The organism is Kribbella sp. NPDC051620 (assembly GCF_044453825.1).
In the GTDB taxonomy this organism is placed as follows: domain Bacteria; phylum Actinomycetota; class Actinomycetes; order Propionibacteriales; family Kribbellaceae; genus Kribbella.
In genome coordinates, this window is sequence record NZ_JBITDB010000008.1 from 186,610 (window position 1) to 205,184 (window position 18,575).

Consider the following 18,575-nt stretch of genomic DNA (forward strand, 5'->3'; position numbering starts at 1 on the left):
GTCTTCATGGAACTCACGACGGTCTGGTTCCTCGTCATCGCGGGGCTTTGGATCGGGTACTTCGTGCTCGAGGGCTTCGACTTCGGGGTCGGCATCCTGCTCCGCGTGCTCGGTCGCGACGAGCCCGAGCGGCGCGCGGTGATCACCACGATCGGCCCGGTCTGGGACGGCAACGAGGTCTGGCTGATCGTCGCCGGGGCGATGACGTTCGCCGCCTTCCCCGAGTGGTACGCGACCCTCTTCAGCGCCTTCTACCTCCCGCTGTTCGCCATCCTGGTCGCCCTGATCCTGCGCGGGGTGGCCCTGGAGTACCGCGGCAAACGCGACGACCTTCCGTGGCGGAACCGGATGGACACGATCATCACGGTCAGCTCGCTGCTGCTCCCGCTGCTGTGGGGCATCGCCTTCGCGAACCTCGTCCGAGGCCTGCCCCTGGACGCCTCCCACGAGTTCGTCGGCAACCTGGGCACCCTGCTCAACCCGTTCGCCTTGCTGGGCGGGGTCGCCTTCACCGCGTTGTTCGTAGCCCACGGCGCCATCTTCCTGGCCCTGAGAACCACCGACGACCTCCGAGACCGCGCCAACCGCCTTGCATCGATAGCAGGCCTGGCTGCAGCAGTGCTGGTGGCGAGCTTCCTGGCCTGGGCACAGGCGATGCGAGGCAACCTCGCCTCGACGATGGTCGCCGCCCTGGCGGCAATCGTGCTGCTCGCAGGCCTAGCGGCCAATCGGCCGATCCACCTCCGACCGCTGGCGCAGCCAGCAGGTCAGCCGAGCGAAGCGAAGGCTCCGGGGGCGGCTGCCTCCGCCCACCCCTCCCGCAGGGAGGGGTGGGCGTTCGCCGGCACCGCGCTGGCGGTGGCCTTGGGGGTTGCTTCGTTGTTCATGGCGATGTTCCCCGCGGTGATGGCGTCCACGCTTGATGCGGGGTGGAGTTTGACGGTTGCCAACGCTAGTTCTACGCCGTACACGTTGAAGGTGCTGACGGTGATCGCGGCGATCTTCTTGCCGTTGGTGATGCTTTATCAGGGGTGGACCTACTGGGTGTTCAAGAAGCGGATCAGTGTCGAGCGGGTGGCAGTTTCGTGAAGCCGTTGGATCCGCGGTTGTTGCGGCGGGCCAAGGCTGCCCGGGTGTTCCTGGTCGGGTCGGTGGTGATCGGGGTGGCTACTGGGTTCCTGATCGTGGTGCAGGCGGTGTTGTTGGCTCATGCGATCGCGGGGGTGGTGCTGCGGGGCGACGGGGTTGGGCAGGTTGCTTGGCTGTTGGTGGGCGTCGTGGGGGCGCGGGCGGTGTTGGTGTGGGTGCAGGAGGTGGTGGCTCAGCGGGCGGCCGCCGCGGTGAAGTCGACGTTGCGGCGGCAGGTGCTGGAGCACTCGCTGAAGCTCGGGCCGGCCTGGTTGAGCGGTGAGCGGAGCAGTGCGCTGACCACCTTGCTCACCAAGGGACTAGACGATCTGGACCCGTACTTCGCCCGGTACCTCCCGCAGTTGGTACTTGCCGCGACAGTGCCGGCCGGTGTGGTCGGGTGGATGGCTACTGGCGATCTGATCGCGGCCGGGACGGTGGTGGTGACTCTGCCGCTCATCCCGGTGTTCATGGCGTTGGTGGGCTGGGCTACGCAGGCTCACAGTCGTCGGCGACAGCATGCGCTCGCAGTACTGGCTCATCACTTCTCTGATGTCGTCGCGGGGTTGCCGACGCTGAAGCTGTTCGGGCGGGCGAAGGGGCAGGTGCGCGCTGTCCGGGAGGTGACGGACCGGCATCGGGTGGCGTCGATGAAGAGTCTGCGGCTGGCGTTCTTGTCGTCGTTCGTGCTCGAACTGCTCGCGAGCATCTCGGTGGCGCTCGTCGCGGTCGGTGTCGGGCTGCGGCTCATCGACGGCAAGCTGGGGCTGGAGACGGCGCTGCTGGTGCTGATCCTGGCGCCGGAGGCTTACCTGCCTTTGCGGCAGGTCGGTGCGCACTTCCATGCGAGCGCGGATGGGGTGGCGGCGAGCGAAGAGGTGTTCCGGGTGTTGGAGACGCCGCTGCCGGGGAGGGGCGAGCGTACCGACGTACCGGATCTGCGGGTGACCCCGCTGCACCTGCATGACGTCACCGTGCGGTATCCCGGTCGAGACGAGCCTGCTTTGGAGGGCTTCGACCTAGACCTGTGGCCGGGGGAGGTGGTTGCTCTTGCCGGCCCTAGTGGTGCTGGGAAGTCGACTGTCCTTGCTGCGGTGCTGGGCTTCGTCGTACCTGAGCGCGGGGTGGTGATCGCGGGCGGGAGCGCCGCTGACGAGTTCACCCCTGAGTGCTGGCGTCGGCAGTTCGCCTGGGTCCCACAACGTCCCGGTCTCCGCACCGGCACCATCGCCGACAACATCCGCCTGGGTCGACCCACAGCCACCGATTCCCAGGTACTACGCGCTCTAGCCGACGCAGGCGCGTTGGAGCTGGATCCGGGACAGGCAGTCGGCGAGGCCGGACAACTGCTGTCGGGTGGCCAGCGAAGGCGGGTCGCCCTCGCCCGGGCACTCGTCACAGAAGCCCCGGTCCTGCTGCTGGACGAGCCGACCGCAGGGCTCGATGCCGAAGCCGAGGCGGAGGTAGTCAGCCACCTGCGCGCATCTGGTCGCACCGTCCTGTTGGTTGCTCACAGGCCTGCCCTCCTCGCTGCCGCTGACCGGGTGGTCGAGGTCAGCCAGACCAACCCCCAGACCTCGCTCGGCCTTCGGCCGAGCCTCAGATCAACTGCGGGGGCGTCGCGATGACCGCGGGTGTGAGTGGTTTGGCGGAGCGGGACGGGGTGGGCCGGGGGCGGAGCGGTGGGGGAGTGAGTTTGTTGGACTTGGTTAGGCCGGAGCGGGGGGCTCGGTGGCGGCTGGGATTGGCCGTGGGGGCGGGGGTGTTGGCGTCGGGGGCGGCGGTTGGGTTGTTGGCGACCTCTGCCTGGCTGATCACCACAGCCGCCGCGCAGCCGCCGGTGCTCATTCTGTTGGTGGCGATTGTGGCTGTGCGGGCGTTCGGGGTGGGGCGGGGGTTCTTTCGGTATGTCGAGCGGTTGGCGGCGCATGATGCTGCTTATCGGGTGTTGGGGGTGACCCGGGCGCGGATCACCGGGCGGTTGGAGGAGTTGGCGCCGGCAGGGCTCAGCTCGGTGCGTAGTGGGGACATGCTGGCTCGGTTGTTGCTTGATGTGGATGCGGTGCTGGACCTGTGGTTGCGGGTTGTGTTGCCGGTGCTGGTGGCGGCAGTGACTGCCACAGCGACGGTGGGATTGTTGGTGGTGTTGCTGCCGACAGCGGGGGCGGCAGTGGGTGTGGCGGTGGCGGTTGCTTGCACGGTGGTGCCTTGGGTGACCGCTCGTAGTGCTCGGCGGGCCGAGCAGGCGATTGCGGGGGACAGAGGAGAGGTTGCGGCCGGCGCGACGGAGACGTTGCTGACTGCTGCCGACGTGGTGGCCTTCAACGCGACAGACGCCGTACTGGCGGAGTTTGAGGCGGCGGACGCGAGGCTGGCGGCGGCAGAGCGGCGGTCGGCTTGGAGCGCGGGGCTAGGGAATGCACTGCTGGTGCTGTGTGTCGGCGGGGCGAGCATCGCCGGATTGGTGCTGGGCAGCCAGGCCGACATCTCGGGTCCGGTGTTCGCAGTGCTGGTACTGACCCCGCTCGCCCTCGCAGACGCGCTGGGCGGCATCCCCGCGATGGCCCAGATCGCCACTCGCGTCAAAGCCTCCCTCACCAGAGTGCAGGAACTCCTGAACACCCCCACCCCAGTCACCGAGCCCACCACCCCGTCGGAACTACCAGTGGGCCGCGACCTCGTCATCAGCCACCTCGACGCGGGCTACGACAACCACCCCGTACTACGAGACGTCACGCTAACCGTGGCCGCCGGCAGCCGAGTAGTGGTGACCGGCCCGAGCGGCTCCGGCAAGAGCACCTTGGCCGCGGTGCTGCTCCGCTTCCTCGAGCCCACCGCCGGTGAAGTCGCACTGGGCGGCACGCGGATCACCGACCTCAAGGGCGACGACGTGCGCTCAGCGATCGGCCTGCTGACCCAGGAGAGCCATGTGTTCGATACGAGCATCCGGGAGAACCTCCTGCTCGCCCAACCCGGCGCCAGCGACCTCCGACTCTGGCGGGCCCTCTACCAAGCCCGCCTGGGCGAATTCGTCGCCAGCCTGCCCGACGGCCTCGACACGATGGTCGGCGAGCATGGGGCACGGCTGTCCGGTGGCGAGCGGCAGCGGCTCGCCTTCGCCCGGTTGATGCTCGCGGACCACGACGTACTGGTCCTGGACGAGCCCACCGAGCACCTGGACGAGGAGACGGCTCGCAGACTGCTCGACGACCTGTACGCCGCGGCAGGCCGTCGTACGGTCATCTTGCTGACCCACCGTCCGGAACTGGCTCCTCACGCAACGCAACCTGCGCTGGCGCTCCCGTGATCGGTCCGCGCGTCTGCGAAGATGGGTGACCGTGTCGACCCCTCAGCTAGTCACCCTGCTCACCGACCAGGCCCTGATCGCGATCATCGCCGTGATCGCCGTCGTCCTGGTCGCCGGTACGACCGGTCTGGTCGTCTCCAGGCGCCGTAAGGCGGAACTGCCCGCCGCACAGCCGGCCCCGGAGCTGACCGAGCCCAAGGTCGGTGACGACGCCGAGGAGCCACGGGACACACCGACCCGGACCCTGGAGGACACCGAGCTCCCCGAGTCGGCCACGGCGACGCTGGAGAAGCCCGAGTCGGCACAGGGCCGCCTGGTCCGCCTGCGGGCTCGGTTGGCCAGGTCGCAGGGGTCGCTCGGCAAGGGCCTGCTCGCGCTACTGTCCCGCGACAAGCTGGATGACGAGGCGTGGGAGGACATCGAGACCACCCTGATCACGGCCGACGTCGGCGTCGCGCCGACCCAGGAGCTGGTCGAGAAGCTGCGCACCCGGGTCCGCGTCGAGGGCGTCACCGCCGACCAGGCGCGGACGATCCTGCGCGAGGAGCTGATCGCGCTCGTCGACCCGACCCTCGACCGCTCGCTGAAGGTCGACCGCACTGACGGCCAGCCCGCCGTCGTCTTGATGGTCGGCGTCAACGGCACCGGCAAGACCACCACGGTCGGCCGGCTCGCCCGGGTGCTGATTGCCGAGGACAAGCACGTCGTACTGGGCGCGGCGGACACCTTCCGGGCAGCGGCCGCCGACCAACTGCAGACCTGGGGCGAGCGCGTCGGCGCTCGTACCGTCCGTGGACCCGAGGGCGGCGACCCGGCCAGCATCGCGTTCGACGCGGTCAAGCAGGGTATCGAGGAGAACGCCGACGTCGTCCTGATCGACACCGCCGGCCGGCTGCACACCAAGACCGGGCTGATGGACGAGCTGGGCAAGGTCAAGCGGGTGATCGAGAAGACCGCCGAGGTGGACGAGGTGCTGCTCGTCATCGACGCCACCACCGGGCAGAACGGTCTCACCCAGGCCCGCGTGTTCGCCGAGGTGATCAACGTGACCGGCCTGGTGCTGACCAAGCTGGACGGTACGGCGAAGGGCGGCATCGTGATCGCCGTCCAGCGCGAGCTCGGTGTCCCGGTCAAGCTGGTCGGCCTCGGCGAAGGCGCCGACGACCTGGCCCCCTTCGACGCCGAACAGTTCGTCGACGCCCTGCTCGACTAGCTAGACCCGCTTGGCGAGGTAGAGGATCGTCGCCATCTCCAAGGTGACCGGCTCGGGCAGTACTGCGCGCAGCCGATCGAGCAACTCGTCGCGCTCCTCGTCCTCCAGCATCAGGTACGCCGACTGGGTGCCCAGGTGCGCCAGGTAGTCAGCCGTCGCCAGCGTGCGCTCCCACCGGTAGATCTCCTGCCGGAGTTCTCCGAACTCCGGCAGCTCCGCCATCTCCGCGTACGGCTCCAGGTGATCCGACTCCGGCCACTCGCCGGGCCACTTCAGCTCGTACTCGCTCAGGATCGTCTCGACCTGTCTCCGCTGCTCGGAGTCGGCCACCCGCTCGACGTTCCAGAAGAGGGCCAGCGAGCCGCCCGGGCGCAGGGCGGCCGCAGTACGGTTCCAGCGGGTCTCCGGGGCTGTCCAGTGGAACGCTTGGGCGCTGTAGACGAGGTCGACCGGCTTCTCCGGCTCGTACGACTCCAGCGATCCCATGGCGATCGTCACCGGCAACGCAGCCACGTGCTGCCGCAGTACCAGAGCCATGCCGGGGTCAGGCTCCAGTGCCACGACCTGTACACCGCGGGACGCGAACACCAGCGTCGCTTTGCCCGTGCCGGCCCCGATCTCCAGTGCCGTGCTCGGTGACGAGTAGCCGAGGATGTCTTCGAACAGCTCGGGTGGATAGCCCGGACGCACTCGGTCGTACTCCTCGGCGACCTCGCCGAACGTCAATGCGCGTACCTTGTCCCCAGCCATAGCCGCGAGCATATCCGGAGTGAGATGACTGCCCAGGAGACCAGACTCGAGGACCTGTTGCGGGAGTTGACGCCGCAGGTGCTCGGCGCGGTGGTACGGCGTACCGGGGACTTCACCGCGGCTGAGGATGCCGTGCAGGAGGCGCTGATCGCAGCGGCTCGGACCTGGCCTGTGGACGGGGTACCGGACAACCCCCGCGGGTGGTTGATCCAGGCGGCGTCGCGGCGGTTCATCGACGAGATCCGGCAGGAGCAGGCGCGGCGCAAGCGCGAAGAGCTGGCGGCGCACCGCGAGGTGCCGGTGGAGGAGGTGGAGGAACACGACGACACACTGCGGTTGCTGTTCCTGTGCTGCCACCCGGCGCTCACCGCGGCCTCCGCGATCGCGCTGACGCTACGTGCGGTCGGCGGACTGACGACGGCGGAGATCGCGACCGCGTACTTGGTGCCTGAGGCAACGATGGCGCAGCGGATCAGCCGGGCCAAGCAGAAGCTCAAGGGGCTGCCGTTCGAGCTGGCGCAGGACGAGGAACGCCTGGCGCAGGTGCTGCATGTGCTCTACCTGGTGTTCAACGAGGGCTACACGACCAGCAGTGGCGCCGACCTGCAGCGCACCGACCTGTCGGGCGAGGCCATCCGGCTCACCCGGATGGTGCATCAGTTACTGCCCGACAATGCCCAGGTCACCGGCCTCCTGGCGCTCATGCTGCTCAACGACGCCCGGCGGCTGGCCCGGACCGGTACGGCCGGTGAGCTGATCCCGTTGACCGAGCAGGACCGCACCTTGTGGAACAAGGAGTTCATCGACGAAGGGGTCGCGCTGGCCGTCGAGGCGTTCAACCAGCCGCCACTGGGGGAGTACCAGTTGCAGGCCGCGATCGCTGCCCTGCACGACGAGGCGGCGCGGCCGGAGGACACCGACTGGCCGCAGATCCTCGGGCTCTACGGACTACTGGAGGACCTGTCGGGCAATCCGATGGTGACGCTGAACCGTGCGATCGCCCAGGCGATGGTGTCCGGTCCTCAGGCAGGGCTGGCGCTGCTGCGACCGCTGGACGAGAAGCTGGACGGGCACTACCGGCTGGACGCAGTACGCGGGCATCTGTACGAGATGCTCGGGCAGTACGAGACCGCCGCGACCCACTTCACCGCGGCGGCCCGGCGGACCACCAGCACACCGGAGCAGAACTACCTGACCACCAAGGCGGCGCAGGTCAGTGATGCTGCGCGAAAGCGCCGATGATCTCGTCCTGCCCCTCACCTGTTGCCAGCAGCAACCGCAGCAGTACTCGTGCCTTGTAGGGGTCGAGGAAACCGCCGTCGATGAGGCCACGAGCCAGCAGGTCCGACTCGGAGCCGGGTGAGCTGTAGGTGTTGCGCAGCACTGACCCACCGCCGGTGCGCGACGTCAGTACGACGGGGATGCGCTCAGCCAGCTCCCCGAGCACCGGTGCCAACGCTGCTGGGACATGGCCGACGCCATACGCCGCTACGACCAACCCCTGGTGCGTGTCGGCCAGCCCCTTGAGCAGTAGACCGTCGTCGTCCAGCGTGACGGTGTAGAGCGCCACCTGCGCAGCATCGAGATCCGACGGCTCAGCCCGACCCGGTACTCCGTCCTGTCGGCCCGGGCGCGTCAGGATGCGCACCTGCCCCTCGACGAGCTGGCCGATGGGTCCTGCGTTGGGGGACGCGAAGGTCGCAGTACTGGTGCTGTGGGTCTTGCGCACCCAACGTGCTGCGTGGATCTGATCGTTGAAGACGACCAGTGCTCCCAGGTCGCGTGCAGCGGGGGAGCAGGCGACCCGGGCCGCTGCCAACAGGTTCGCCGGGCCGTCGGGGCCGGCCAGAGTCGGGTTGCGCATGGCGCCGGTGAGGACGAACGGATGCGAGTGCGGCCAGACCTGGTCGACCAGGAAGGCCGTCTCCTCCAAGGTGTCCGAGCCCTGGGTGACGACGACGCCGGTAGCGCCGTTGCTGACCGCCTTCGAGGCCGCGTCGACGACGTCGAGCATCTTGGCGAGGGTGAGGTTGGCGCTCGGTACCGCCTCGATGTCCTGGATCTCCAGTGGTACCGGCAGGCCGGCGAGGCCGGGTACTGCCTCGGTCAGGTCGGCGCCGGTCAAGCGGGCCACGCCATCGGCCGTCCGGCCCGCCATCGAGATGGTGCCGCCGAGGGTGAACAACGCAACGCTCACGGACCTGGTCCTCTCGTAGGTCAAGACCGCGGAAGAGTACTACCTATTTGGAGCGGGCGCGGACGTGCATCCTTTCGCCTTGCGGGCCGAAGAGGCAGAGCATCTCGGCCGGGCCCGGTCCAGGGTTGCTGAACCAGTGCGGGACGCGGGTGTCGAACTCGGCCACCTCGCCTTCACGGAGTACGAAGTCCTGCTCGCCGAGGACCAGGCGGATCCGGCCGGAGAGCACATAGAGCCAGTCATAGCCCTCGTGGACGCGCTGCTGGACCTCACCGCCCGGCCAGCCTTCCGGGACGATCTGCTTGAACGCCTGCAGGCCTCCGGGCCGGCGGGTCAGCGGGATCATCGTCGCGCCGTTGTGCTTGAACGCCTTGGCGTGCACGCGCGGGTCGCCGGTCGGCGGAGCGTCGACCAACTCGTCCAGCTGAACCTGGTGGGCGCGGGCCAGCGGCAACAACAGCTCCAGGGTCGGGCGGCGCTGGCCGGACTCCAGCCGGGACAGCGTGCTGACCGAGATGCCGGTCGTCTCGGAGAGCTGAGTGAGCGTGGTGTCGCGCTCGATCCGGAGGGCGCGGAGGCGGGGGCCGACTGCTTCGAGGACGTCGCCGAGATCAGGTTCCATCTTGCCATTCTGGCAAAGAAGTTTGTCATTTTCGACCGAGCGGCCGATGGTCGGGGCAGGAGATCGACGACGAAGGAGTTCATCGTGAAGCGGTACGACGTGGTGGTGATCGGCGGGGGAGCTGCCGGGCTGAGCGGCGCACTGGCGCTGGTCCGGTCGCGCAGGTCGGTGCTGGTGGTCGACAACGGCACACCTCGCAACGCCCCGGCGGAGCACGTGCACAACTACCTGAGCCGGGATGGAGTGCCGCCTGCCGAGCTCTATTCGATCGGGCGCGCCGAGGTCGCCGGCTACGGCGGGGAGCTCGTGATCGACACCGCGACGGGCGTGCGGCGGGGCGATTCGGAGTACGGGTTCGTGGTGGAGCTGGCAGGGCGGGAGGCGGTGGAGGCTCGGCGGTTGCTGGTCACTACTGGGGTGGTGGACGTGCTGCCCGAGGTAGCTGGGTTGGCTGAGCGATTCGGCCGGGACGTGCTGCACTGCCCGTACTGCCACGGGTGGGAGGTACGCGACCGGGCGATCGGCGTACTGGCTACCAACCCGATGGCTGGGCACCAGACGCTGCTGTTCCGGCAGTTGAGTGATGACGTGACGCTGTTTCTCAACGACGTACTGGAGCCCAGTGATGAGCAATGGGAGGAGTTCGCTGCCCGCGGGATCTCTGTGGTGCAGGAGAAGGTCACCTCGCTCGAGGTAACCGACGACAAGCTCACCGGCGTCCGGCTGGAAGGCGGCCGAGTCATCCCACGCCAAGCGCTGGCCGTACAGACCCGGCTGGAAGCTCGCGCTGACTTCCTGACCGACCTCGGCCTCAAGACGGCTACACGCGAGGGCCGCGGAGTAGTAGTCGGCACTGCCATCGATGCCGACCCCACCGGGGCCACTGACGTCCCCGGCGTCTGGGTAGCAGGCAACGTCACTGACCCCATGGGGCAGGTCGTCACCTCAGCCGCCGCTGGCCTGATGGCTGGTGCTGCTATCAACGGCGATCTGATCGCGGACGACACCCGCCGGGCAGTAGCGGCCTACCGCAGCGCTGCCGCTACTTCTGTCTAGCCCTGTGGGCGGCTGCCTTCACCCGGCTCTGGCATTGCGGTGAGCAGAATCGCCGTGCGCTGTTGCGGGAGGCATCGACGAACACCCGGTCGCAGGCCGGCGCGGAGCAGACTCCGAGCCGGCCTGCGAGGTCGCTGCCTAGGGCCATGGCCAGTCCGGCCGCGCAGCCGGCGGCCCAGCCATTGGCCAAGGTGTCGTCGGCGCCGTGGAAATGCAGGTTCCAGCCGGGGGAGCCGCTGCGGTCCAGTTGGGGCCGGGCGTTGGTGTCGAGCAGCAGCGCGTTGACCTCCTTGGCGGCGCGGTCGGTGTCGCCTCCATGCGCGGCCTCGAAGATGATCCGCATCCTGCCCGCCACTGCTGTCAGCTGCTTCGCGTCGGCTGGGGTCACCGCGGGTCGGCGGCGGCCGTCGTCGCCTAGTGCGTCGGCTGTGGCTTCCGCGAGGTCTTCCGGCGCTGCGTACGGCGATCCACCGGATTGGCCAGGGGTCAGTCGGTTGACCAGGGCCACGGCAGCCGTCAGTGTGTTGAGGATGTGACTATCGAAGTTCACTTGACCGGTCACTCCGGGGTTCGTAGGGTCCGGTGTCGTGACCAACCATACTCGTTTAGCCAGTCATCACCGATTGCCCGCCGCCGTCTGGGTGCTGGTCATCGCGCGGGGAGTCAATCGGCTCGGAGCTTTCACGCTGCCGTTCCTGGCGGTGGTGCTGACAGTGGAGTTGGGCGCGAGCGTCGCGGAGGCCGGGCTGGTGCTGACGGTCTTCGGCCTGGCGACCTTGCCGTCGAGGGTCTTCGGTGGCCATCTGGCTGACCGGTTGGGGCGGCGGTGGACGATCGTCGCCGGGCTGGTCGGGTGCGCGGTGGGGCAGGTGTGGATCGCGGCGTCGGGGAGCTTGTGGTCTGCCGTACCGGCCGTGATCGTGCTGGGGTTGGCCTTTGAGATCTATGAGCCGCCGAGCCAGGCGATCATCGCGGATGTGACGGAGCCGGCGGACCGGCCGGCGGCGTACGGATTGCTGGGTGCGGTGATGGCGGTGGCCGCTGTGGTTGCCGGGCTATTAGCCGCCTGGTTGGGGCAGTGGGACTTGCGGTGGCTGTTTGTTGCTGATGCGGGCAGTTGTCTGGCTTGTGCGGTGCTGGTGGCTGTTGCGTTGCCGGGCGGAGTGCAGGCGGCGCCCGTGGCTGCGGCGGTCTGGAGGGATCGGCGGCTGCTGTGGGTGCTGGGGTCGGGCACTGTCTTCGCAGTACTGGCCATGGTGCTCGTGTTCGGGCTACCTCTCACCCTGCTCGACCGGGGCCTGTCGGTGTCGGGCGTCGGGGTCATCCTGGCGGTCTCGGCGATCGCGCAGGTCGCAGTACAGCCGGTACTCCGAACCCGTCGACTGCAGGCGCTCGACGACTTCCAAGCGCTGACGATGGGCTACGTGTTGCTAGGCGCCGGCCTGATCGCCAATGGCCTCGCCCACAGTCTCCCCACGTTCGTAGCGGCTGCTGTCGTCTGGAGCCTCGGCGACCTGATCCTGATCGGCCGAGCCCTCTCAGTAGTCGCCGAGCTAGCCCCAGAGCACGCCCGCGGCCGCTACCTCGCTACCTACGGTCTTAGCTGGGGAGTAGCCACTGCAGTCGCCCCACTGCTCGGCACCCAACTCCTCTCAGTAGTGGGTCCAACCGGTTTATGGCTTGGCTGTGGAGCCGCCGCCTGCCTACTGGCAACTCTCCAACCGAAGCTCCGGCGTCTAGTGCGGTCACAACCGTCCCGATTGGGTATTGAATGACCTAGGGAGGGTGGATGCGCGACACAGTCGACCCAGAGTTCGCTGCGTACGTCGATGCGCGGCAAGGTAGATGGCTTCGTGCGGCGTACCTCGTGTACGGCGAGCTCGAGCGGGCCGAGGAGCAACTGCTGCACGCCTTCACCCGGCTGTCGTTGCGGTGGGGCAAGGTGGACGACCCGGACGCCTTCGTGCTCAGCCACCTGTACGACGCGGCCATGTCGCGGTGGTCCCGCAGCGTCAAGGCGTTCGAGGACGAAGAGGACCCGGTCAAGATCGCACTGGCGGCGCTCGCCCCGAAGGATCGCGCAGTACTGGTGCTGCTGCACCTGGAAGAGCTCACTGAGTTCGAGGTCGCCGAAGTACTGAGCATGTCCAGCTCCGCCGTGCACACCGCCGGCATGTCCTCTCTCAGCCGGTTCCGGCTGGAGCTCGGTACGCCGGACTGGCGCGACGTCACCGGACGGGACCCGCGGTGAAGCGCGAGGACGTGCCCTTCCTGCTCAGGCAGGCCTCCGACCGGCTCCCCGAACCCGAACTGGCCGACGCGGCTTGGGCAGCAGGAGTCGCCCACCGCCGTCGCCAGCGGCGCAGCATCATCGCCGGCCTGATCGCCTTGCTCCTGGTAGTTGTCACCGGCGTCCTCGTGATGACACTGGGCGGCGGCAAGGGCGCCATCACGCCACCGGTCACCACACCGACTCCGCCCGGCTATGTGCCGCCGGCCGGCCAGATCTCGGGCATCGCCTACTGGAACGCGCCGCCCGCCGGCAGCGAGCGCTTCCTCGACCGGGTCACCACGCCGCTCGGGGAGCTGCTGCAACTGCCGACCGATGCGGGAGATCTCAAGACCAACCCGGTGGACCGGATCGCCGCCGTGACGCTCGCGGCGCAAGGGAGCGGCTATGTGCCGCTGTTCCTCGGTGCTGAAGGGCACTGGGCCCGGGCGTCCCGCGAGTTGCATCCGATCGTCACCGGCTGGCCGCTCAGCTCCGGCTCGATCGCCCCGAACGGCAAGCTGGTCGCGTTCCCGCAACCCAGTGGGGTGTACGTGATCGACGCCAGTACTTCGCAAGCGCGGCAGATCGCCCTGCCCGTGGAGGACATCCGCAGCGTGTCCTGGCTGGCCAACAGCACCCGCCTACTGGTCAGCGGACCCGGTACGGCGTACCAGCTGAACGTAGACCTGGAGACGGCCAAGCAGCCCGTCGTCGGCGGGGTTGCCGTGAGCAACGACGCGGAGGACGCGACCGCGCCGTACCGGCTGGACGGCGTGGCGGGGCAGGTCGCGCTGCGCCAGTACGCCGGGAACAACGGCTGGGTCGAGGTCAGCAGCCCGCGGCTGCCGGTGGACCGGTGGATCGGTCAAACGTTTGCTGCAGGCAACTTGGTCGGGCGGATGTTCGTCGCGGCCCGGCTGCCGCAGGTGCCGACGGTCGCCTCCGCTGCCCAGGCGCTGGCGGCGATCTCGACGCTGGAGCCGCGCGACGACCGGCTGCTCGTCCTGGGTGAGACGCCGGCCGCGACGCCGACCCCTGGCCGGACCAGCCCGGACCGGATCCGGGAGCCGGGCTGCTGCTTCCTGCTCGGCTGGTACGACAGTCAGACGGCGTTGTTCCAGGTCACCGACTGGCTGCTGGCCTGGAACCTGCAGACCGGCAAGGTCCGCCGGGTCGCCGAACTCGACGTCGACGGCCTCGCTCTCGGACCGGGCATCCGGGGCTGACCCGCGCTAGCCGTCCACGATCGACCTCATCGTCATCTCCACCAGGTGGTCGGTGTCGTCGACGGCAGGCATCGGCTCGCCGGTCAGCGCCCGCAGGATCAGGACGCCGGCCAGCCACTGCACCATCAGGACCGGATCCGCGCCGGCCCGGATCGGCTCACCGCGCTGCCGGGCCCGCTCCAGAGCGGCCGCCGTCAAGGCGATCCGGCGCTGCAGGAAGCCCCGGTAGAACGCGGTGAACTGCTCGTCGCGGTTCATCTCGGTGACGGCGAGCCGGATCAGCGCGACGCCTTCCTTGGTGTTCACGAACATCAGCGCGTCGCGGTAGACCTGGCGCAGGTCACCCGCGATCGACCCGGTGTCGGCATCCGGGATCTCGATGTCGAACAGTTCGGCCATCGCGTCGTTGGCGAGGAGCTCCTTGCTCGCCCACCGCCGGTAGATCGTCGCCTTGCCCACGCCGGCCGCCTCGGCGACGTCGTCGACCGTCATCCCGTCGAACCCGCGCTCGAGCAGCAGCTGCACGGCGTACCGGCGGATCCTCGGTTCGGCGTCCGGGTCCCGCGGCCTGCCTCGACGTGGCCTCTCCCCGCTGTTGATCCCCATTTCGTACTTCCCCAGCTCGGACGGTCGCAGTGGCGCGGCTGCGGGCCGTGTGGTCAGGCCAGAGTGCCACAAGACGGCCGATGTCACGCCGATGTCACTTGGGAAGCCGCTTTGTCACATGCCTGAAACATCCGGACCGATCTTCTGAAACGGCGCGCCGACACCGTTTGCGGTGTGGCCGTGCTGCTGAGCTTCCCGGCGTTGTGAAGCTCCCCGAATGAGGACGCGGGCCACCCCCAGATCGATGGAAGGGATGACGTTGATGGAGATCAACGCCGGCGATACCGCCTGGGTCTTGGTCAGTGCCGCCCTGGTGTTCTTGATGACACCGGGCCTGGCTTTCTTCTACGGCGGCATGGTGCGCGTCAAGAGCGTGCTGAACATGATGATGATGAGTGCCATCACCATCGCCGTCGTCACCATCTTGTGGGTGGTGGTCGGCTTCTCGCTGACCTTCACCGGTGACAACGGGCACGTGATCGGTGACTTCTCGGCGGTCGGCCTGAAGGGCCTGATCGCTCCCGACGCGGTCAGCGGCACGATTCCGACGCTCGCCTTCGTCGCCTTCCAGCTGATGTTCGCGATCATCACCCCGGCGCTGATCTCGGGCGCCATCGCCGACCGGGCCACCTTCCGGGGCTGGATCGCCTTCGTCGCGGGCTGGACCTGCCTGGTGTACTTCCCGGTCGCGCACTCCGTCTGGTTCCTGGACGACGGCAACGGCGGCTGGATCGGTGACAAGCTGAAGGCGATCGACTTCGCCGGTGGTACCGCGGTGCACGTCAACGCCGGTGCCGCGGCACTCGCCCTGGCCCTGGTCCTCGGGCGCCGGGTGGGGTGGCGCAAGGACCCGATGCGGCCGCACAGCCTGCCGCTGGTCATCCTTGGCGCCGGTCTGCTGTGGTTCGGCTGGTTCGGCTTCAACGCCGGTTCCGCGCTGAGCGCCGGTACGACGGCCGCGGTCACCTTCGTCAACACGCAGGTCGCCACGGCCGCCGCCGTGATCGGCTGGCTGATCGTGGAACGGATCCGGCACGGCAAGGCGACCACTCTGGGGATGGCGTCCGGTGCTGTGGCAGGTCTGGTCGCGATCACCCCGTCCTGTGGTGCGGTCACGCCGGTCGGCGCGATCATCCTGGGCGTGCTCGCCGGTGCGATCTGCGCCTTCGCGGTCTCGCTCAAGTACAAGCTGGGCTTCGACGACTCGCTCGACGTGGTCGGCGTGCACCTGGTCGGCGGTCTGTTCGGCTCGCTGGCGATCGGCTTCCTGGGCAGCGCGGCCGCGCCGTCCGCGGTCGACGGTCTGTTCTACGGTGGTGGCGCGAGCCAGCTCGGCAAGCAGGCGCTGGCCAACCTGGCCGTCGGTGTCTACTCGTTCGTGGTGGCGTTCATCCTCGGCAAGGTGATCGACAAGACGATCGGCTTCCGGCTCAGCGAGGACGACGAGGTCACCGGTGTCGACCAGGTCGAGCACGCGGAGACGGCGTACGACTTCCTGGCCGCTGGTTCGGGCCTGCGGGGTCACAGCACCGTCGTACGGACGACTGCCGTGCAGGATGAGGTCGAAACGGCCGACAAGGAAGGTGCGAACGCATGAAGCTGATCACCGCGGTGGTCAAGCCGCACAAGCTGGAAGACGTCCGGGCCGCGCTGGAGACGTTCGGGGTGACCGGCATGACGGTCACCGAGGCGAGCGGCTACGGCCGGCAGAAGGGTCACACCGAGGTCTACCGCGGCGCGGAGTACGAGGTGGACCTGGTCCCGAAGGTCCGGCTCGAGGTGGTCGTCGAGGACGGTGACGGCGCCGACGTGGTGGACGTGATCGTGAAGGCCGCGCAGACCGGCAAGATCGGTGACGGCAAGGTCTGGGTGACCCCGGTCGAGACGATCGTCCGGGTCCGTACCGGTGAGCTGGACGGAGACGCCCTCTAGATGGTGGATCGAGCAGCACAGCGGCGCGCGCGTGCCGAAGAGGCCGACGCGCTGCTGTACCTGCTCCTCTCCAAGGCTTGCGACGCCCTCGGCACTCCTGCCGAGGGCGTCGCCCTGGTCGCGGTCGGCGGCTACGGCCGGGAGGAGCTCTCGCCGTACAGCGATCTCGACGTGATGCTCCTGCACACCGAGGGATACCCGCGGATCGACGAACTGGCCGCCCAGATCTGGTACCCGCTGTGGGACTCGCGGACCAAGCTGGACCACAGCGTGCGGACCATTGCGGAGGCGTCGTCGGCCGCAGCGGACGATGTACGGGTCGCGCTGGGGCTGCTGGACGCCAGGCATGTCGCTGGGGACTCACACCTCACGCTGCAGCTCCGGTCGCGGTTGATGGCCGATTGGCGTCGTACTGCGAAGACACGGCTGCCCGCGCTGGCGGAGGCGTGCCGGGACCGGGCCAACACGGTCGGGGAGCTCGCACACCTCGCAGAGCCTGACTTGAAGGAAGCCTACGGCGGGCTGCGGGACGCGGTCGTGCTGCGCGCATTGGTTGCCTCCTGGCTTATCGACGTACCGCATCCAGTGGTCGAGCGGGCCCGGCTGGACCTGCTGAACATCAGGGACGAGCTGCACACCGTCGCCGGCCGGGCAACCGACCGTGTGGTCGCTGATGTGGCCGGTGAGGTCGCTGCTGGGCTTGGGCTGCCGGATCGGGACGCGCTGCTGCGGCACATCTATGCGACCGGCAGGACGCTGGCACACGTGTGCGACGTGTCGTGGCGGCGGATCGAGAGCCTGATGGCCCGGCCGCCTCGCTCGCGGCGGCGTAACCGCACCGGTGGACCGTTGCTGCTGGCACTGGACGAGGGAGTGGGGCAACACGAGGGCGAGGTCGTCCTGATGCCGGATGCCCGGCCTGAGCGGGATGCGGCTCTTGGACTGCGGGCTGCGGCTGTGGCCGCGGACAGGGACCTCGTACTCTCCCCAGCCGTGTGTGATCGGCTGGCGGGCACCGCTGCTCTGTTGCCGGAGCCTTGGCCTGCTGAGGCTCGTCGGCTGCTCTGTGCGCTGATCGGAGCCGGGTCGGGTCTCCTGGAGGTGTGGGAGGCGCTGGACCAGGCTGGGTACATCACGCGGATCTTCCCTGAGTGGGACCTGGTTCGCTTCCGGCCGCCGCAGTCGGCGGTGCATCGTTACACGGTCGATCGGCACTTGCTGGAGACCTGTGTCGAGGCTTCGAAGATGGTCCGGGATGTACGGCGGCCTGACCTGTTGCTGATCGCCGCATTGGTCCATGACCTCGGCAAGGCGGTCGAGGGTGACCACAGCGTCACCGGGGCGGTCATTGCTACTACAGTCGCTCGCCGGCTGGGGTTTGCCGAGGCGGACGTCGACACGATCACGCTGCTTGTCCGGCAGCACCTGGTGCTCGCGCAAGTGGCCACTCGACGCGACCTCGACGACCCGATGACGGTGGAGCTCGTCGCGGGCATCGTGGGCGACACCGAGACGCTGGACCTGCTGGAGGCACTCACGTACGCAGATGCGCGGGCTGCCGGGCCGGCGGCTGCTTCGCCGTGGCGGATGCGGTTGGTGGGCGAGTTGGCCCGGCGCGTGCGTGGTGAGTTGTCCGGAGGAGGGGCCGGGCTGTGGACCGACGCTCCGCCGATCCCGGTGCCCGAGTTGCACCAGGTGGTCGGTGTGGGACGCCTGGGCGTGACGGTGTCGGAGCATCGGGGGGATGTTCGAGTCAACGTCGCCGTACCCGACCAGGTGGGGACTTTGGCGACCGTGGCGGGGGTGCTTGCGGTGGAGCGTCTCGCAGTACGGTCTGCTGTTGTTACGTCGGTTGACGGGCTGGGGATCTCGCAGTGGTCCGTCGCTGGGGCGGCACCTGACCCAGTGCGGCTGCGGGACCGGCTTGCGGTGGCACTGCGCGACGACAGCGACCTCGTACGCCGGTTGGCCGCGCGCGACGCATCGCGGGGCAAGAGTGCGGCGTCGCGAGTCGACTTGTTGCCAGGGGCATCCGAGACGGCGACTGTGCTGCAGGTTCGGGCGCATGACCGGCCGGGGCTGCTCTACGACGTCACTGCTGCCATTGCGGCGACAGGGGCGGACGTGAGGTCGGCGCATGTGAGCACGCTGGGTGCGGAGTGTGTGGACGTCTTCTACCTGACTGACCGCGATGGCTCGCCACTGGAGGATGAGGACGCGCGTACGACGGCTAAGTCGGTTCTGGATCGCTTGAGCTTCTAATCTC

17 protein-coding genes are annotated in these 18,575 nt (G+C 68.6%); 12 read left to right on the top strand and 5 right to left on the bottom strand.

The features are described from left to right. The first annotated feature begins 6 nt into the window (after positions 1–6). From cydB to ftsY, 4 genes are all read left to right on the top strand, one after another. Positions 7–1,089, top strand: coding sequence for a cytochrome d ubiquinol oxidase subunit II (gene cydB, locus ACIA12_RS35890; RefSeq protein WP_396371800.1), 1,083 nt, complete (start codon positions 7–9; stop codon positions 1,087–1,089). Beyond that, on the top strand, positions 1,086–2,756 hold the full coding sequence (gene cydD, locus ACIA12_RS35895; RefSeq protein ID WP_396371801.1) for a thiol reductant ABC exporter subunit CydD: 1,671 nt from the start codon (positions 1,086–1,088) through the stop codon (positions 2,754–2,756). The genes cydB and cydD overlap by 4 nt, the downstream gene beginning before the upstream one ends. Before the next feature lie 62 nt (positions 2,757–2,818). Then, positions 2,819–4,435 (top strand): thiol reductant ABC exporter subunit CydC, encoded by a 1,617-nt coding sequence (gene cydC / locus ACIA12_RS35900; protein WP_396371802.1) that lies wholly within the window; start codon positions 2,819–2,821, stop codon positions 4,433–4,435. Positions 4,436–4,466: 31 nt separating this feature from the next. Continuing rightward, the gene (gene ftsY, locus ACIA12_RS35905) at positions 4,467–5,648 is read left to right on the top strand and encodes a signal recognition particle-docking protein FtsY (protein WP_396371803.1); all 1,182 of its coding nucleotides are present in this window, start codon (positions 4,467–4,469) and stop codon (positions 5,646–5,648) included. Here the strand turns inward: ftsY and ACIA12_RS35910 are convergent, their stop codons facing one another. Further along, positions 5,649–6,398, bottom strand: coding sequence for a class I SAM-dependent methyltransferase (locus ACIA12_RS35910; RefSeq protein WP_396371804.1), 750 nt, complete (start codon positions 6,396–6,398; stop codon positions 5,649–5,651). It lies immediately after the preceding gene. A 24-nt stretch (positions 6,399–6,422) separates the two neighbouring features. Between ACIA12_RS35910 and ACIA12_RS35915 the strand changes: the two genes are divergently transcribed. Beyond that, the gene (locus tag ACIA12_RS35915; RefSeq protein ID WP_396371805.1) at positions 6,423–7,640 is read left to right on the top strand and encodes an RNA polymerase sigma factor; all 1,218 of its coding nucleotides are present in this window, start codon (positions 6,423–6,425) and stop codon (positions 7,638–7,640) included. On the opposite strand, the gene ACIA12_RS35920 is transcribed toward ACIA12_RS35915, so the two are convergent. After that, the gene (locus tag ACIA12_RS35920; RefSeq protein WP_396371806.1) at positions 7,612–8,595 is read right to left on the bottom strand and encodes an asparaginase; all 984 of its coding nucleotides are present in this window, start codon (positions 8,593–8,595) and stop codon (positions 7,612–7,614) included. The genes ACIA12_RS35915 and ACIA12_RS35920 overlap by 29 nt on opposite strands. A 43-nt stretch (positions 8,596–8,638) precedes the next feature. Then, complete coding sequence (locus ACIA12_RS35925) at positions 8,639–9,217, bottom strand: helix-turn-helix domain-containing protein (protein WP_396371807.1); 579 nt, start codon at positions 9,215–9,217, stop codon at positions 8,639–8,641. 84 nt (positions 9,218–9,301) lie between these two features. Here ACIA12_RS35925 and ACIA12_RS35930 point away from each other — a divergent pair, with 84 nt between their 5' ends. Continuing rightward, positions 9,302–10,273: an NAD(P)/FAD-dependent oxidoreductase gene (locus tag ACIA12_RS35930; RefSeq protein WP_396371808.1), complete on the top strand. Its 972-nt coding sequence runs from the start codon at positions 9,302–9,304 to the stop codon at positions 10,271–10,273. Here ACIA12_RS35930 and ACIA12_RS35935 read toward each other — a convergent pair. Beyond that, positions 10,260–10,835 carry a CGNR zinc finger domain-containing protein gene (locus ACIA12_RS35935; RefSeq protein WP_396371809.1) on the bottom strand — a complete coding sequence of 192 codons (576 nt, stop codon included), beginning with the start codon at positions 10,833–10,835 and terminating at the stop codon, positions 10,260–10,262. The two genes, ACIA12_RS35930 and ACIA12_RS35935, sit on opposite strands and share 14 nt — an antisense overlap. A gap of 25 nt (positions 10,836–10,860) precedes the next feature. On the opposite strand from ACIA12_RS35935, the gene ACIA12_RS35940 reads away from it, so the two are divergent. The 3 genes from ACIA12_RS35940 to ACIA12_RS35950 are packed head-to-tail and all read left to right on the top strand — an operon-like array spanning position 10,861 to position 13,771. Continuing rightward, positions 10,861–12,048, top strand: coding sequence for an MFS transporter (locus ACIA12_RS35940; protein ID WP_396371810.1), 1,188 nt, complete (start codon positions 10,861–10,863; stop codon positions 12,046–12,048). A 14-nt stretch (positions 12,049–12,062) separates the two neighbouring features. Beyond that, positions 12,063–12,524, top strand: a complete 462-nt coding sequence (locus ACIA12_RS35945) for a sigma factor-like helix-turn-helix DNA-binding protein (RefSeq protein WP_396371811.1) — start codon at positions 12,063–12,065, stop codon at positions 12,522–12,524. Beyond that, the gene (locus ACIA12_RS35950; protein WP_396371812.1) at positions 12,521–13,771 is read left to right on the top strand and encodes a hypothetical protein; all 1,251 of its coding nucleotides are present in this window, start codon (positions 12,521–12,523) and stop codon (positions 13,769–13,771) included. The genes ACIA12_RS35945 and ACIA12_RS35950 overlap by 4 nt, the downstream gene beginning before the upstream one ends. A 6-nt stretch (positions 13,772–13,777) precedes the next feature. On the opposite strand, the gene ACIA12_RS35955 is transcribed toward ACIA12_RS35950, so the two are convergent. Beyond that, entirely contained in the window at positions 13,778–14,296 is a 519-nt protein-coding gene (locus ACIA12_RS35955) for a TetR/AcrR family transcriptional regulator (protein WP_396371813.1), read from the bottom strand. Between the two features lie 298 nt (positions 14,297–14,594). Between ACIA12_RS35955 and ACIA12_RS35960 the strand changes: the two genes are divergently transcribed. Genes ACIA12_RS35960 through ACIA12_RS35970 form a run of 3 tightly spaced genes read left to right on the top strand, consistent with a single transcriptional unit; the run spans position 14,595 to position 18,571 of the window. Continuing rightward, positions 14,595–15,974 (top strand): ammonium transporter, encoded by a 1,380-nt coding sequence (locus ACIA12_RS35960; protein WP_396371814.1) that lies wholly within the window; start codon positions 14,595–14,597, stop codon positions 15,972–15,974. Beyond that, positions 15,971–16,309: a P-II family nitrogen regulator gene (locus ACIA12_RS35965; RefSeq protein WP_325036050.1), complete on the top strand. Its 339-nt coding sequence runs from the start codon at positions 15,971–15,973 to the stop codon at positions 16,307–16,309. The genes ACIA12_RS35960 and ACIA12_RS35965 overlap by 4 nt, the downstream gene beginning before the upstream one ends. Next, positions 16,310–18,571, top strand: a complete 2,262-nt coding sequence (locus tag ACIA12_RS35970) for a [protein-PII] uridylyltransferase (protein ID WP_396371815.1) — start codon at positions 16,310–16,312, stop codon at positions 18,569–18,571. Positions 18,572–18,575 lie beyond the last annotated feature (4 nt).

Excerpts from the sequence above, each read along its gene's own strand:
- cydB (WP_396371800.1), top strand. The coding sequence starts at position 7 with ATGGAACTCACGACGGTCTGGTTCCTCGTCATCGCGGGGCTTTGGATC.
- ACIA12_RS35910 (WP_396371804.1), bottom strand. The coding sequence starts at position 6,398 with ATGGCTGGGGACAAGGTACGCGCATTGACGTTCGGCGAGGTCGCCGAG.
- ACIA12_RS35915 (WP_396371805.1), top strand. The coding sequence starts at position 6,423 with ATGACTGCCCAGGAGACCAGACTCGAGGACCTGTTGCGGGAGTTGACG.
- ACIA12_RS35925 (WP_396371807.1), bottom strand. The coding sequence starts at position 9,217 with ATGGAACCTGATCTCGGCGACGTCCTCGAAGCAGTCGGCCCCCGCCTC.
- ACIA12_RS35945 (WP_396371811.1), top strand. The coding sequence starts at position 12,063 with ATGCGCGACACAGTCGACCCAGAGTTCGCTGCGTACGTCGATGCGCGG.
- ACIA12_RS35960 (WP_396371814.1), top strand. The coding sequence starts at position 14,595 with ATGAGGACGCGGGCCACCCCCAGATCGATGGAAGGGATGACGTTGATG.
- ACIA12_RS35965 (WP_325036050.1), top strand. The coding sequence starts at position 15,971 with ATGAAGCTGATCACCGCGGTGGTCAAGCCGCACAAGCTGGAAGACGTC.
- ACIA12_RS35970 (WP_396371815.1), top strand. The coding sequence starts at position 16,310 with ATGGTGGATCGAGCAGCACAGCGGCGCGCGCGTGCCGAAGAGGCCGAC.